The 15,047-nt window shown below is 52.3% G+C and carries 14 protein-coding genes; 4 read left to right on the forward strand and 10 right to left on the reverse strand.

Going from position 1 to position 15,047, the window contains the following annotated elements:
* Positions 1 to 99: 99 nt before the first annotated feature.
* A complete protein-coding gene (locus CLFS41_RS11610; protein WP_007867589.1) occupies positions 100 to 333 on the forward strand; it encodes an HPr family phosphocarrier protein in 234 nt (77 codons plus the stop codon).
* A 159-nt stretch (positions 334 to 492) separates the two neighbouring features.
* On the opposite strand, the gene thiI is transcribed toward CLFS41_RS11610, so the two are convergent.
* The 6 genes from thiI to CLFS41_RS11640 all read right to left on the reverse strand — a co-directional run bounded on the left by thiI (position 493) and on the right by CLFS41_RS11640 (position 6,688).
* A complete protein-coding gene (thiI, locus tag CLFS41_RS11615) occupies positions 493 to 1,677 on the reverse strand; it encodes a tRNA uracil 4-sulfurtransferase ThiI (RefSeq protein ID WP_007867592.1) in 1,185 nt (394 codons plus the stop codon).
* A 13-nt stretch (positions 1,678 to 1,690) separates the two neighbouring features.
* Positions 1,691 to 2,839, reverse strand: coding sequence for a cysteine desulfurase family protein (locus CLFS41_RS11620; RefSeq protein WP_045092361.1), 1,149 nt, complete (start codon positions 2,837 to 2,839; stop codon positions 1,691 to 1,693).
* 146 nt (positions 2,840 to 2,985) lie between these two features.
* Positions 2,986 to 3,735 carry a 16S rRNA (uracil(1498)-N(3))-methyltransferase gene (locus CLFS41_RS11625; protein ID WP_045092362.1) on the reverse strand — a complete coding sequence of 250 codons (750 nt, stop codon included), beginning with the start codon at positions 3,733 to 3,735 and terminating at the stop codon, positions 2,986 to 2,988.
* A gap of 11 nt (positions 3,736 to 3,746) precedes the next feature.
* Positions 3,747 to 4,703: a 50S ribosomal protein L11 methyltransferase gene (gene prmA / locus CLFS41_RS11630; protein ID WP_045092363.1), complete on the reverse strand. Its 957-nt coding sequence runs from the start codon at positions 4,701 to 4,703 to the stop codon at positions 3,747 to 3,749.
* Between the two features lie 62 nt (positions 4,704 to 4,765).
* Positions 4,766 to 5,521 (reverse strand): TSUP family transporter, encoded by a 756-nt coding sequence (locus CLFS41_RS11635; protein ID WP_007867607.1) that lies wholly within the window; start codon positions 5,519 to 5,521, stop codon positions 4,766 to 4,768.
* 447 nt (positions 5,522 to 5,968) lie between these two features.
* Complete coding sequence (locus CLFS41_RS11640; RefSeq protein WP_045092364.1) at positions 5,969 to 6,688, reverse strand: hypothetical protein; 720 nt, start codon at positions 6,686 to 6,688, stop codon at positions 5,969 to 5,971.
* A gap of 210 nt (positions 6,689 to 6,898) precedes the next feature.
* On the opposite strand from CLFS41_RS11640, the gene CLFS41_RS11645 reads away from it, so the two are divergent.
* From CLFS41_RS11645 to CLFS41_RS11655, 3 genes are all read left to right on the forward strand, one after another.
* Entirely contained in the window at positions 6,899 to 8,623 is a 1,725-nt protein-coding gene (locus tag CLFS41_RS11645; protein WP_007867613.1) for an ABC transporter ATP-binding protein, read from the forward strand.
* Positions 8,623 to 10,473, forward strand: coding sequence for an ABC transporter ATP-binding protein (locus tag CLFS41_RS11650; RefSeq protein ID WP_045092365.1), 1,851 nt, complete (start codon positions 8,623 to 8,625; stop codon positions 10,471 to 10,473). The genes CLFS41_RS11645 and CLFS41_RS11650 overlap by 1 nt, the downstream gene beginning before the upstream one ends.
* A 103-nt stretch (positions 10,474 to 10,576) precedes the next feature.
* Positions 10,577 to 11,023, forward strand: coding sequence for a MarR family winged helix-turn-helix transcriptional regulator (locus tag CLFS41_RS11655; protein WP_007867618.1), 447 nt, complete (start codon positions 10,577 to 10,579; stop codon positions 11,021 to 11,023).
* An 11-nt stretch (positions 11,024 to 11,034) separates the two neighbouring features.
* Here the strand turns inward: CLFS41_RS11655 and CLFS41_RS11660 are convergent, their stop codons facing one another.
* The 4 genes from CLFS41_RS11660 to CLFS41_RS11675 all read right to left on the reverse strand — a co-directional run bounded on the left by CLFS41_RS11660 (position 11,035) and on the right by CLFS41_RS11675 (position 15,034).
* Positions 11,035 to 11,931: an NAD(P)-dependent oxidoreductase gene (locus CLFS41_RS11660; protein ID WP_045092366.1), complete on the reverse strand. Its 897-nt coding sequence runs from the start codon at positions 11,929 to 11,931 to the stop codon at positions 11,035 to 11,037.
* Between the two features lie 70 nt (positions 11,932 to 12,001).
* Complete coding sequence (locus CLFS41_RS11665; protein ID WP_007867623.1) at positions 12,002 to 12,787, reverse strand: aspartate dehydrogenase domain-containing protein; 786 nt, start codon at positions 12,785 to 12,787, stop codon at positions 12,002 to 12,004.
* Between the two features lie 154 nt (positions 12,788 to 12,941).
* Complete coding sequence (locus CLFS41_RS11670) at positions 12,942 to 14,132, reverse strand: coenzyme F420-0:L-glutamate ligase (protein ID WP_007867625.1); 1,191 nt, start codon at positions 14,130 to 14,132, stop codon at positions 12,942 to 12,944.
* A gap of 164 nt (positions 14,133 to 14,296) precedes the next feature.
* Positions 14,297 to 15,034, reverse strand: a complete 738-nt coding sequence (locus tag CLFS41_RS11675) for a hypothetical protein (RefSeq protein ID WP_007867627.1) — start codon at positions 15,032 to 15,034, stop codon at positions 14,297 to 14,299.
* Positions 15,035 to 15,047: the final 13 nt, after the last annotated feature.

The following is a 15,047-nucleotide window of genomic DNA, read 5'->3' on the forward strand; positions in this document are numbered from 1 at the left end:
TCATGCAATCTCACTATTGACTTTTACCCCTCCGGTCTGTAGTATTAAAGCAAAGCAGTTTACTGCAATCCAACACACACCACAAGGAGGGTTCTTCGTATGAAAACAGTTCGCATTTCGTTAAATTCCATTGACAAGGTTAAGTCATTTGTAAATGATTTATCCAAGTTTGATGTTGATTTTGATCTGGTTTCCGGCAGATATGTTATTGACGCAAAGTCCATTATGGGCATCTTCAGCCTGGATCTGTCCAAGCCTATTGACCTTAATATCCATGCTGAGAGCGATGTTGATACTATTCTGGGTATCCTGGCTCCATACATCATTGACTGATCTGCGGATTACATCTAAAGCGTGGACATGAACCACGCTGTTATATTGATATTGATCCTGAATGAATCAAGAGTCTGCCATGGCAGACTCTTTTTTGTGTTTCTGAATGATTCCTTGTTCACTGAGATCATCCTTCACTGAGATCATCCTTCACTGAGGTTATCCTTCGCAGAGGATCTTCTCCGTTGTTTCAAGGGCGGTTTCCACCATCTGTTCAATCTTCTCCTCCAGCTTGCGCTCTGAACTGTGGATCACATTGATATTGGGTTTTGTTACAGGATGCTTTGCCACAAAAATGGTGCAGCAGTCCTCAAACGGCTGTATGGATGTCTCAAAGGTCCCGATCTTTTCAGACACATCCACGATCTCCTGCTTGTCAAATCCGATCACGGGGCGGAATACCGGCATGGTGCACACCTCATTGGTGGCTGCCAGGGACTGTACTGTCTGGGAGGCCACCTGGCCGATGCTCTCCCCTGTGATCAGGGCAATGGCGCCATTTTGTTCCGCAATGGTCTGGGCAATGCGCATCATGTACCTGCGCATGATAATGGTCAGCTCCTCATGGGGGCATTTGTCATAGATATAAAGCTGGATGTCGGTAAAGTTCACCACATGGAGCATGATGGGGCCTGCATAGCGGGCAACCAGGTTGGCCAGATCCACCACCTTCTGCTTAGCCCTGTCGCTGGTATAAGGCGGAGCGTGGAAATACACCGCATCGATCTTCACGCCGCGCTTGGCGATCATATAACCGGCCACCGGACTGTCAATACCGCCTGACAGTAAGAGCATGGCCTTTCCGTTGGTTCCCACCGGCATACCGCCCGGTCCGGGAATCTTTACAGAGAACAGGTTGATCTTCTGGCGCACCTCCACATGGAGAAGCACATCCGGATGGTGTACATCCACCTTCATCTGGGGAAATGCCTCCAGGATCACCTCTCCCAGATCCCTGTTGATCTGGTCCGAGGTCACCGGATACTGCTTGTCCCCTCTTCTGGCATCCACCTTAAATGTAATGTTCTTATCAGGATAGACCTGGTCCATGTAATCCCTCACATGCTGCTTCAGGTTCTCATAATCCTTGTCATCAATCTGGACCATGGGGCAGATATCCGCAATACCGAATACCCGTTTCAGGGCTTCCACGGTGTCATCATAATCATATTCCCCTTCTGCTTTTACGTAAATACGGCCTGACTCCTTTGACACCTCGAACCGGCCGTCCACATCGCGCAGGGCATAGCGGATCTGTTTTACCAGCGCGTCCTCAAACATATAGCGGTTCTTTCCCTTGGTTCCGATCTCCGCGTACTTAATTAAAAATGAATGGTACTGCATCTTATACCTCTTTCTATCTGTATCTTCTCAGTGCGGGAAGGATCTCCTCCAATACACCGATACAATAATCAACTTCCTCTATTGTGTTAAACATTCCAAAACTGAACCTGAGTGTGGAATCCAGAAGTTCTTTCTTTATCCCGATGGCCTTCAGCGTCCCGCTGATGGCAGGGTGGTTGGATGAACAGGCAGAGCCTGAGGACACGTAGATTCCTCTGTCCTCCAGGGCGTGGAGCAGAACCTCGCTCCTCACTCCCTCAAAACTGGCGCTGACGATCTGGGGAGCGCTCTCCCCTCCCTTTAAGCTGTTCACCGTAACGCCTTCCAGCTGTTCCATCCTGTGGATCATATGATCCTTCAGTCCGGTGATATAGTCCATCTTAGCCTGATGGTCCGTGTACATTTCCTTTGCCGCAGCTCCCATGCCCGCGATGCCGGGAACATTTTCCGTGCCCGAGCGCATATCCTTTTGCTGGCCGCCTCCGTAGAGCAGGGGGCGCATCTTTACCCCCGGCGCAATGTACAGGAAACCGACCCCTTTGGGACCATGGATCTTATGGGCGCTGACACTCAGCAGGTCAATGCCCTGTTTTGCGGGACGGATCACCAGCTTGCCATAAGCCTGGATGGCGTCCACATGAAACAGGGTGTTGGGATTCTTTCCATGGATCAGGGCTGCGATCTCATCCACAGGTTCGATGGCTCCCATCTCATTGTTCACATACATGATGGACACAAGGATGGTATCCGGGCGGACGGACCGCTCCAGTTCCTCCAGGGAAATGTGGCCCTTATGATCCACTGACAGGTAAGTCACCTCAAACCCCTGCTGTTCCAAAAACGCCAGGGGATTGTACACCGAAGCGTGCTCGATCCTGGTGCTAATGATATGTTTTCCCGCCCTCTGATTGGCCATGGCCGTACCGATGAGGGCCATGTTATTGGATTCCGTGCCGCCGGAGGTAAAGAGTATCTCCTTATCCTTTACCTTTAAGGTCTTTGCTATATCAGCAGCCGCCTGGCGCACATACTGCTCCGCCTCCATGCCCTTTCTGTGCTTGGCAGAGGGATTGCCGTAATCCTCTGTCATCACCTTTACCACCACGTCCCGCACACTGTCAAATACCCGGGTAGTGGCTGAGTTATCAAAATATGCTTCCATCCTTTATCTCCTTACATTCTTCATCCACAAAGTTTCTGTGCACCCCCGTAATCTCCCGGCAAAAAATCAGCCGCAAAATGGGTGCCGGTGCGGCTCCCGGAGTACACTTCTTATAAAAAGGAAAGTGATCGGCCTCCAATGCCAGTTCACAGAGCCCCCTCCAGACGCATCATGATCACCGACAGCATGGCCAGTCCGGCCGTCTCTGTCCTGAGGATCCGTTTCCCCAGGCTCACCGGACGGACGCCCATTTCCAGCGCCTGCCGGATCTCACGTTCATCAAAGCCTCCCTCAGGGCCGATGAACACTGCAATGTCCTGCCCCGGTCCGATGCGGGCAAGTTCTTTCCTGCCGCCCTCCATGCCGGACTCCTGTTCGTAGGGGATCAGGCGCACCTCAAACCGCTCCTGCCGTACATGTTCAAATGCCTCTGCCAGGCTCATCACTCCCATGACCGCCGGCACCACACTGCGTTTGGACTGTTTGGCCGCGCTCTCTGCAATAGCCTGCCAGCGTCCAACCTTGGCCGCTTCCTTTTTAGGGTCCAGCTTTACCACCGTATTCTTTGTGGCAACCGGCACGATCCTGAACGCGCCCAGTTCCACTGCCTTCTGGATGATCAGATCCATCTTATCAGATTTGGGCAGTCCCTGAAAGAGCCAGATTCTGGAAGGCAGCTCCCGCCCCTCATTGCTCACGGACCGGATACCGGCTTCCACCGCCTCACTGTCAATGTAAATGATGCTGCAGGTGTAATCCTTTCCCGTACCGTCACTGATCAGCACCTGCTCCCCCGGTTTCATGCGCAGGACATTCTTCATATGGTTCACATCCGGTCCCACGATCCGTATCCCATCACCCAGAACCTGTTCCGGGCCCACAAAAAAATGATGCATGGCGTTTCCTCTTATTTCTTTCTGGCAGTGACAGATACCCATTCACCCTGGTAAGTCACTTCCACTACTTCCAGCTCCCCGCACCGGGCAAATGCTGCCTTTACTGCTTCTTCCTTCATATTGATAATACCTGAGGTGATAAAATATCCCCCCTTCTTTAAATGGGCGGGAATCTCGTCCACCAGCATAATGATCACATCCGCCAGGATATTGGCCACAACCACATCATACTTATCATACCCGGCCCAGTCCTTCACATCCCTGTCATCAATGATATTTCCCTGGACTACATGGAATCTGTCAGTGGAAATGCTGTTGGCCTCCAGGTTCTCCCCCACTGCGGTGATGGCATTTTCATCCAGGTCCGTGCCCCAGACTTCCTTTGCCCCCAGCTTTAAGGCAGTAATCCCCAGGATCCCGCTTCCTGTCCCCACGTCCAGCACCAGGGTATCCTTATCCACCCGCTTTTCCAGCTGGCGTATACACAGCTGGGTTGTCTCATGCATTCCGGTTCCAAATGCAGTGCCCGGATCAATCTGCACCAGCAGCTTATCCTTGTGCTCCTCCGGCACGGTCTCCCAGGTGGGCTTGATCAGGATATGGTCCACGGTAAAGGGCTTAAAGTATTGTTTCCAGTTGTTGATCCAGTCCTTATCCTCTGTCTCGCCCGCCGTGATAATCCTGGCTCCCAGATCCGTGAACAGGGAGAGCTCATCCAGCCCCTCCTCCACCTTTTTAAGGATCTCCTCCACATCCGCATCATCATCCAGGTAAAAGCTTACCTTGGCGATCCCCTCATCCGGGGGCAGTTCAGGGAGGATATCGATAAACATCCCCTTTGTCTCCTTCTCAGTCAAGGGAATATTGTCCTCGATCTCGATTCCTTCTATTCCAATGTCATCAAACATGCTGCTCACCAGGTCCACCGCTTCCGTGGTGGTAGTTAATGTGAATTTTTTCCATTTCATCTGCTATTCTCCTATCCAGTCTATCTTTTCAATCACTGTTTCCATCTATCTGTTATCTTCACTTAATTTCCGCTGAGAATCTTTACAAACAGCACTGCCAGTACCAGAAGCACCACCGGACGCACTACCTTTTGTCCGTCATGGGCCACCATTCCCGCCCCGATGTAGTGGCCCGCAATGGAACACACGCCAGCCGTAAGGCCCAGGGGATAAAATACATTTCCCGTAAAAATGAATGTTGCCAGTGCAGCTATATTGGAAGCCAGGTTAATAACCTTGGTCTGGGCAGAAGCACTGCGAGTATCCAGCCCTGCTGCTCCTGTGAGTATGAGGATCAGGAACGTCCCTGTTCCCGGCCCGTAAAATCCATCGTAGCCGCCCACAAAAAATGCAGCCAGCACGCAGATGGCAAATACCTTTTTGTCCGATATCACGCCTGTCCTTTTGCCTGCCCCCATATCCTTATTCCTGAGCACGTAAAATGCAACGATCGGAAGAATCAGGATCATCATGTGTTTGATGACCGTCTCCGGCACCATCAATGCCAGGTGTGCGCCAAGGGACGATCCCACCAGAGCCGCCGCCGCGGAACATGCGGCCATGAACATTTTTCCCTTAAGGTATCCGTGCTTTGCAAACCTGGCCGTGGATACCACGGTTCCCATGGCGGAGCTCAGCTTGTTGGTTCCCAATGCCACATGGGCAGGAACCCCTGCAATGAGATACGCGGGCAAAGCAATGAGCCCGCCTCCTCCGGCAATGGAATCCACCAGTCCGGCAACAAAAACAAGCGGGCACACAATAAGATACTGTATCATGATTTAATCCCCTTTTCCTAACACGCGCTAAAACAACCTTTATATTATCACATAATAAATGCACTGGCAATAAGCGGCAATTTTTTTTTGCAATAAAAAAAGCGCATCCTGCATTAACATTATGAACGGATGAATGATAACTGCCAGGGGCCGGGGATTCCGGCACATATTAATTTGACCGCCCCCGCCGCACTGCGGGCAGGCAGGTAAAAGAAATTTCCTGATTGCATTACAACTCCATCACACACACCGGATGGTACGGACCCAGGCAGAAATTTCAGTCTACAAATGACAGATGATACAAAAGAGGAGATACTACTTCTGGTCGTATAAAAATACATGAGGATAAAAAACAGAGCGCTGAACACTTGCTTGCCGCAGGAGTCAGGGCTCTGTTTTTGTTTATGGGACGGGGTCGCAGACCGCATGATCATCCTAACGCCTCTCTCACTGGAGAAGCGCACCATCGGCCCCTACCTGGTATCCATCGGGAGTGGCGGTGTTAGTGTAGAGCCTTCCCATGGTTCCGTCCGACTGGGTGTTAAAATAGTAGGAGCGGCCGTCTATGACCTGCCATCCTGTGCGCATCATGCCCAGGGTGCCGTCATCCACCGGGTTCAGGTAGTATTTGTTCCCGTCCCCGTCCGTGAACCAGCCGGTGACCATGTATCCGCTCTGGTCAAAGCGGTACCAGCGGCTGTGGATCAGCTGCCAGCCATTGGACAGCCAGCTGCCGCCGTAGAGCTGGAACCACCAGCCGTTGGGACTGTATCTCCAGCCCTGTCCGTACTGGGCGCCTGGTCCGCCGCTGTAATACCACCAGTCATCATCATCCCAATCATCGTCATCATCATCCCAGTCCCACCAGTAATTTGGGTCGAACTCATAGGTTGAGGTGTCCGGAACATTGGTGTTAAAGCCCGGATAGGACCGGACCGTGTTATCTGATGTCACCTGGGCATTGCCTTGGGTGCCTGAGGGGCCGCCGTAGTCATAGACGCCTGAATAGCCGGTCCCATAGTCGTAATTCACCCCCGGACCTCCCCTGTAATAATCATTGTAATACCGGCTGTCCCCCGGCCCATAGGCCATGGCGGTTCCTGCCCCCAAACCGGATAATACTGTTATGGCTGCCATCAACAGCGCTCCGGAACATATTTTTCTCATGATGTTCTCCTCTTTTCCCCATGGTATGTTCTACCAACTCTATAATGTGCTTTACCAACGCTCAAGTTTATCTCAATACAAGAAAGTATACCACAAGTATATTGACATTTTCAACACATGAGCATACAATAATTGCATATGCAACTATTGCTTTTACAATTTATAGAGACATATACTTTAAAGTAATTCCAAGAAGAGGAGGATTCCAGAATGAAGGAATTTCTATCTTATCTGAAACCTTACAGAAAGGACGCCATACTGGCTGCTCTCTGTATCGAGGCAGAGACCGTGTTTGAGCTTGTCATCCCCCTTGTGATGGCTTCCATTGTGGATGTGGGCGTGGCCAACGCCGACAGGCATTACATTCTGATGAAAGGGCTTCAGATGGTTGTCTTTGCCCTCATATCCCTTGTGCTGGGCCAGGGGGCGGCCATGTTCTCAGCCCGGTGCGGCCAGGGGCTGGGGGCGGAGATCCGTAAGGCGGAATTTGGAAAGCTGCAGCAGTTTTCCTTTGCAAATACGGATCATTTCCGCAGTTCCTCCCTGGTCACCAGGCTTACCAGCGATGTGACCACCATCCAGAACTCCGTGGCAACGGGCCTGCGTCCGGGATTTCGTTCCCCGGTTATGATGCTCACCGCCATGGTGGCTTCCTTTTACATCAACCCCAAGCTGGCCATGGTGTTTTTTGTGGCAGCCCCGGTGCTGGGGATTCTGCTGTTTCTGATCATCAGCCATGTGCGTCCCCTGTACGGCGTCATGCAGGGCGCCATCGACCTGGTCAACCGGATCATACAGGAGAACCTTACGGCCGTCCGGGTCGTCAAATCCTATGTCCGCGGAGACTATGAGATTGAAAAGTTTGAGGAGGTTAACACCAATCTCCAGACCACGGCGGAACGCGCATTCCGCCTGGCTGCCCTGAACATGCCCGCCATGCAGTTCGTAATGTACAGCACCATCCTGTGCATCCTGTGGTTCGGCGGCAGGCTGGTGACCATTGGGGGCGTCAAGGTGGGGGAACTGACCGGCTTCCTAAGTTATGTGCTCCAGGTCCTCAACTCCCTGATGATGTTTTCCAATGTATTCCTCATGACCACCCGCGCCCTGGCTTCCTGGAAGCGGATCTCTGAGGTCATGGAGGAGGAGATCGATATCCGGGAGGACCGCGCCCTGGATCTAAAAGTGGAACAGGGTGATATCCGCTTTGACCACGTATATTTTAAATATCATACGGATGCGGCCGAATACGTGCTTTCTGATATTTCCTTCCACATCAGTCCAGGCCAGACAGTTGGGATCATAGGCCAGACCGGCGCTGCCAAGAGTACGCTGGTACAGCTGATCCCCAGGCTTTACGAGGCAACAGAGGGCACGGTTTACATTGACGGGCATCCGGTATATGAGTACCCGTTAAAAGAACTGAGGGATTCCATTGCCATGGTGCTGCAGAAAAACACCCTGTTTTCAGGCACGGTCAAGGATAACCTTAGGTGGGGCAAGGAGGATGCAACCGACCGGGAGATAGAGGATGCCTGCCGCATCGCCTGCGTGGATGAGTTCATCGACCGCCTGGAACACGGTTACGATACGGAGCTGGGACAGGGCGGCGTCAACGTGTCCGGCGGCCAAAAACAGCGGCTTTGCATTGCCAGGGCCGTACTCAAATCACCAAAGGTAATGATCCTGGACGACTCCACCAGCGCAGTGGACACGGCTACAGAGGCAAAGATACGGGAAGGACTGGCCGGCAGTATGCCGGGGACTACCAAGATTATCATTGCCCAGCGCATTTCCTCGGTGTCCCATGCCGACCAGATCATCATACTGGAGGACGGGACCGTCAATGCCATCGGCAGCCACGAAACACTCCTGGCAAGCAACCGGATCTACCAGGAGATCTATTATTCTCAGCAGGAAGGGGCGAATCTGTAATGGCAAGAATAGCAAATTATAACCGGCCAAAGAATACGCGCCGCGCCCTGGTGCAGATGCTTGGTTACCTTGGGCGCCACAAATGGTATATGCTGATCATCGCACTCCTGGTCACGGTCAGCGCTTCGGCCAGCATTTTGGGCACCTATCTGTTAAAGCCGGTGATCAATGATTATATCATTCCGGGCAACATTCCGGGACTTATGAAAATGCTGGCCCTGATGGGGCTTTTATACCTGTGCGGCGCCCTGGCCTGCCTGGCCTACAATCAGATGATGGTCCACATTTCCCAGCAGGTTGTAAGCGAGATCCGGGCAGACCTGTTCAGGCACACCCAGCGCCTCCCCCTGACCTACTTTGACGCCCACACTCACGGGGAGCTGATGAGCCGTTTCACCAATGACGTGGATACCATCAGCGAAGCGTTAAACAGCAGCTTTGCCATGATGATACAGAGCTTTATCACAATCACAGGCACCCTGACCATGCTTCTGGTCCTCAGCTGGCGGCTCTCCCTGATCGTCATGGTATTTCTGGCCCTCATGTTCCTGTTTATCCGTTATAACGGAAAAAGGAGCAAGAAATATTTTGTACAGCAGCAGAAATATCTGGGGAGCATCAACGGATTCGTGGAGGAAATGGTGGCGGGCCAAAAAGTGGAGAAAGTCTTTAACCACGAGGCCCAGGACTATGAAGAATTCTGCCGCAGGAATGAAGCGTTCAGGACCGCCGCAACAAAGGCCCTCACCTACTCGGGCATGACTGTCCCCACCATTGTGGCGCTGTCCTATGTCAATTACGCTCTGTCGGCCTGTGTGGGAGGACTGTTCGCCCTGGCCGGGTTGACGGACCTGGGAACACTTGCTTCCTACCTGGTCTATGTAAGGCAAAGCTCCATGCCCATGAACCAATTCACCCAGCAGATCAACTTCCTGCTGGCCGCCCTTTCCGGCGCGGAACGTATCTTTGATATGATGAACGAGGAACAGGAGACAGATGAGGGAACCGTGACCCTGTGCAATGTATGCCGTGACAGTGACGGAACCCTTAGGGAATGCAGTGAGTTTACCCAGGAATACGCATGGAAGGAACAGGATGGCGGCCGCCTGATTCCCCTACGGGGGGATGTGCGCTTTAACAATGTGGTCTTTGGATACACCAGGGAAAAAACCATTCTCAATGGTATCAGCCTGTACGCAAAGCCTGGCCAGAAGATCGCCTTTGTGGGTTCCACCGGCGCGGGAAAGACTACCATCATCAACCTGGTGAACCGCTTCTATGAGCTGGACAGCGGAACCATCACCTATGACGGCATTGACATCCGGGACATCAAAAAGGATGACCTGCGCCGCTCCCTGTCCATGGTAATCCAGGACACCCATCTGTTTACAGGCACCATTGCCGACAACATACGGTACGGACGTCTGGACGCCACCAGGGAGGATGTGGTCAATGCCGCCAAGGTGGCCAATGCCCACTCCTTTATCCGCCGTCTTCCACAAGGATATGACACCGTGCTCCACAGTGACGGCTCCAATCTTTCCCAGGGCCAGCGCCAGCTCCTGGCCATTGCAAGGGCCGCCATCTCCCTCCCGCCCGTGCTGATCCTGGATGAGGCCACCAGTTCCATCGACACCAGGACGGAAAAGCTCATAGAAAAGGGCATGGACGCCCTGATGGACGGGCGCACGGTCTTTGTCATTGCCCACAGGCTGTCCACGGTACGGGAATCCAAGGCCATCCTGGTATTGGAAAAGGGTGAGATCATAGAGCGAGGCAGCCATGATGAACTGCTGGAGGAAAAGGGAAGGTACTATCAGCTGTACACGGGACAGTTTGAACTGGAATAGGAGAAATGGGATATCCCAAAAAGAACAAATAAATAGATCAGATTGAAACAACCGGCCGCACCAACGCGGGTGCGGCCGGATCCATGGAAAGGAAGCCTGAATTATGATTGAACCATATAAAGTACGCCAATTGCTGGTCCGCTCGGAAAAAGCGCGCAAGCATCTGCTTCAGCCCTATTTCAGCCAAATCGGCCTGGCCTTTGGCCAGGGACACGCCCGCATACTGGACGCCCTGATGAAAAAGGACCATGTTACACAAAAAGAACTGGCAGACACCTGCCATATGGACGTGACCACCATGTCCCGCTCCCTGGACAGGCTGGAGGAGTCCGGCTACCTGGTCAGGGAACGCGACCCCGGCTGCCGCCGTTCCTTCCTCATCTGTCTCACCGGGGAGGGGATCATGGAAGCGGAAAAAGTGCACCAGGTCCTGGACTTTGTGGACAGGCAGATCTGGAAGGGCCTGACCCCGGAGGAGATGGAGCAGTTCTGTGCCTGTCTGGAAAAAATCTGCGACAACCTGGAGCACTGTGACTTTACGCCCCTCTGAGGCAGCCTGATCTAGGCGCCTAAAAATGTCCGTAGATTATCCAGCACTTTTTTGCTGAGAAGGTCAAAGGCCTGCCTTGTCCTGCCTGCGGACCCATGGGCGCAGACCACATGGGGATGTTTCAGGAGTTTTCCTGCGGGATCCCCCAACGCGCCCTCCGTGTCGCAGATAAAATAATTGCCTTCCTGGTCCAGCCACTCGCCCAGGGCCGGGATATCAAAGGCAGGGCCAATGGATGTGTTAAAAAGGAGTTTTCCCGTACCCAGCTGTTTAAATTCTTCCTCATGGAGGAGGATCACATTCTTGTTCAGGCAGGCAAAGACCACCTCACTGTATTCCAGAAGCTCCTTTAAGGGGCGGTAGGTCATTCCCTGGCTCTCCCTCTCCGCTTTTCTGGTGCGGCTGTAATAGGAGACATCCGCTCCCATGAACCGCATGGCATCCGCGATCATTCCCCCGGACACGCCGATCCCCACGATCCCCACTTTCAGATCCGTGATCTCTATGGGCATATCCCTGAACAGGGGCCTGTCATATCCGTGGAGAAAGCGGACCAGTTCGCTGATTGCAAATTCCACCACCCCCCGGTCACCATAGTCCCGTATTCCAAGCACTGTGATCCCGTTCTTTCTTGCACAGGCAATATCCACATTGGCGCTCTCCTCAGAGTAAAGGCTGCAGCACATCCCGATATAGCGGATGGAGGGGCAGCTCTCAATAACATGGGCGCTGATCTTGGATGTGTAGCTTACAAGCACTCCGTCCCCATCCCCTATCCTGCGGATGATCTCCTGGTCGTCCCCGGGTATGTCATGGTACATGCATACTTCCTCTGCATACAGGCGCAGTTCCTTCTCAGCATCCGCCGTCAGGTTCACCGGCTCAATTGCCACTATTTTTTTAAACATATGATTCCTTCTCCTGTTCTCAATTTATTCTCCGTATCTGTCGGGTCCCCTCCGTTTGCAGGGGCGCATCCTAAAACACAATGGGTGATACAAGGTTCTTAAGCACCGCCACCACGCTCCAGCCGGCAATGGCGCTGGTGCTGGAATAGATGTCCACGGTGGCTTTTACCCCATCGATCTCCGTGGTGATCTTATGGTCGTCCCCCACCATTCCCGGCACACTGAATATATTCACGCTGGTATCCTCCGGCCCCGTGGTTGCCAGGGATGCGGCTACCGCCACATTTACCTTGGTGGGCAGGATAGAGATCGCCTCCTTGGCATTGCCGGAGAACACATGGGGCTCCCCCTCCTCCGTCATCAGGTCGTCATCATATAACGGTGTGTTCATCAGGGATGCCGGACCTTTCTTGGTGCGGATACCGGACTTGGCCTGGCCCATGAGGGAGATGGTGCGGAGCACATCAAATCCGCCCACTGCTCCGGAAGCAATATGTACCTTTGAGTTGTGTCTGATGGCTGTCTCTTTTATCTTATCATAAAATACCTCATCTGCAAACGCGCCGATGGAAAGCACGATCAGATTCACGCCAGCGGACAGCACCTTTTGCGCGTTATCCCTTACACATTGTACGGAGGCTGCCTCCGCCACGATATCAGGCTTCAAAGCCAGCAGTTCCTCCACCGTGGAGCATGCCCTGCACCCGCCTCTTTCAGCAATGGCAGCTGTCTTATGGGGAGTGCGTCCCAGTATCCCCACCAGTTCATACTCGTGGAGGATACCGTCCAGGTAGCCATCCACAATGATTCCGGCCAAATAACCGTTTCCCATGATCCCAAACTTTATTTTACTCATAACATCCTCTTTCATTGTATAGTTTTCAGAAAAGGAGGGGGTGTTTTCCCGGCTTTTCCGTCAAAATTCCACGTGCTCCTTACGCCGAAACAGCTCCACCAATCCTGCCGGTGCAGAATTGCTGAAGCTGCTCACACTACTATGAAACTGAACTCTAGTTTGTATAATTATCAAAATATCCCTGCACCAGGATCACCGGAGTGCCTTTATCACCGGAGCCGCTGGTAAGGTCACACAGGGATCCGATCAGGTCCGTAAGACGCCTTGGAGTGGTTCCCTGGGAGGACATATCTCCCACCAGATTGGATTTCTTCTCCTTGATCCTCTGTGAAATGGCATTCTTTAAAGCCTCGCCTGACAGGTCCTTAAAATCATTGTCAGCCAGGTATTTTAACTTGACCTCATTGGGCGTTCCCTCCAGCCCTTCTGTGTTGGCTACCGCAACACATGGGTCGGCCAGTTCCCAGATCTTTCCTACCGGATCCTTAAACGCCCCATCGCCGTATACCATGACTTCCACATGCTTTCCCGTCCTGTCAAGGATCTGTTTCTGAATATCCAGCACCAGGTCCATGCACTCCCTTGGGAAAAGCTTGATGCTGTCCTCTGTGGACTTGTTGGAACCCAAAAGACCGTATTTCTCATTACAACCGCTGCCGTTCACCGGTGCATTGAGGATATCGTCCATTCCGCACACCACTTCGGCGCCGGCTTCCTTAAGGATGCGCTTGGTCCTTGCACGGGAATGGATATCGCAGGTAAGGACACGCTTGGTATGATTCAGTATCTCCCTGGGGTTATTGGCAAAGATAACCTCCGCCTCCGCCCCGGCCTCCCGGATGATCTGACAGTAGTAGTCCACATAATCCACGCCGGTAAACTCATGCTTGTTCTCTCCAAAGAGTTCCCGATAGCGCTCCAGGGTAAGCACATCGCTGTATGGATTGATCCCTGCCTCATCCACCTGGTCCAGGGAAACAAGTGAATTGCCCACCTCATCGCTGGGATAGCTGAGCATAAGGACGATCTTCTTGGCGCCCCCTGCAATTCCCTTTAAACAGATGGAAAAACGGTTCCTGGACAGGATCGGGAAAATAACTCCGATGGTACCTCCTCCCAGTTTTGCCTTCACATCCTCTGATATGGCCTGAATGGGAGCATAATTCCCCTGCGCCCTTGCAACCACGGATTCTGTCACGGAGATAACATCCCTGTCGCGGATTTCAAAGCCTTCATCTGCCCCTGCCTCCAGCACACTGTTGACCACAATCTCCGCCAGATTGTCGCCTTCCCTGATGATCGGACAGCGGATACCTCTTGAAACTGTACCTACTTTTCTTTCCATATGTATTTTCTCCTGTACATTATAATTTACGTCAACTATTCTATTATAGTATAAAAAATCGGATAGGGGAAGTATTTTCATTCAAATTTTGCCAGTCATTTTACATACTAAAATCCCAGGGGCCTTATGACCTCTGGGGTTTCAGTTTACTTCCGATCATTGGATCAACCGAAAAACTCCGGATATTTAGGGGGCACCACGGCTCTGGCCACCATGTGGGCCAGCCCGATAAAGTCAAATACCGGGCGTCCTGTCCTGCGCGCCACTTCCCTTGCAAAAGGCGGGATATCGCTGCATTCAAACACAAAGCAGCCTATATCTGGATATTGCCTGATCAAATTCTCTGCTGCCTGGATCACCTCTGCCTGGATCTTCTCAGGGTTGATGGTCTTCTTATTACAGGTAACATGCACATGATAGAATTCCTCGGTGTCATCCAGGCCTCCAACCGCATAGTTTACATTTTCATCAATTCCAACCGTCTTTAAGAAATCTCCCTTTAAGTGCCTTCCTCCGGCAGATAAAATCCCCACCCTTCTTTTTCCCATCATCATGGAAAGCATGGGCACCATCAGAAGCGGGGATAAAAATACAGGGATGTTGACCTCTGCCGCCACGCGTTTCTGATAAATTGCAAAGAAACCGCATCCGGAGGTAATGGCTTTGCACCCTTCAGCCTCCAGCTCCTTTGCCGCCTGGATAAACATCTGGCAGCGCGTCTCATCCGGGCCGATCTCATCACACCACCAGTCAGCAGGCAGTCCCTTCATAACCTTGTAGCGGACCGGAAACTCGTATGACATTGCATTTCCTACATTTCCCGGAATCAAAGGAGCCTCCATGTCCAGCATCAGGACACCTACCACATCCCCGTAAAAAGGTCTTCCTCCACTATATTCCATCTCTATTCCTCCT

This window comes from Clostridium sp. FS41, from assembly GCF_000954015.1.
GTDB lineage: Bacteria > Bacillota > Clostridia > Lachnospirales > Lachnospiraceae > Enterocloster > Enterocloster citroniae.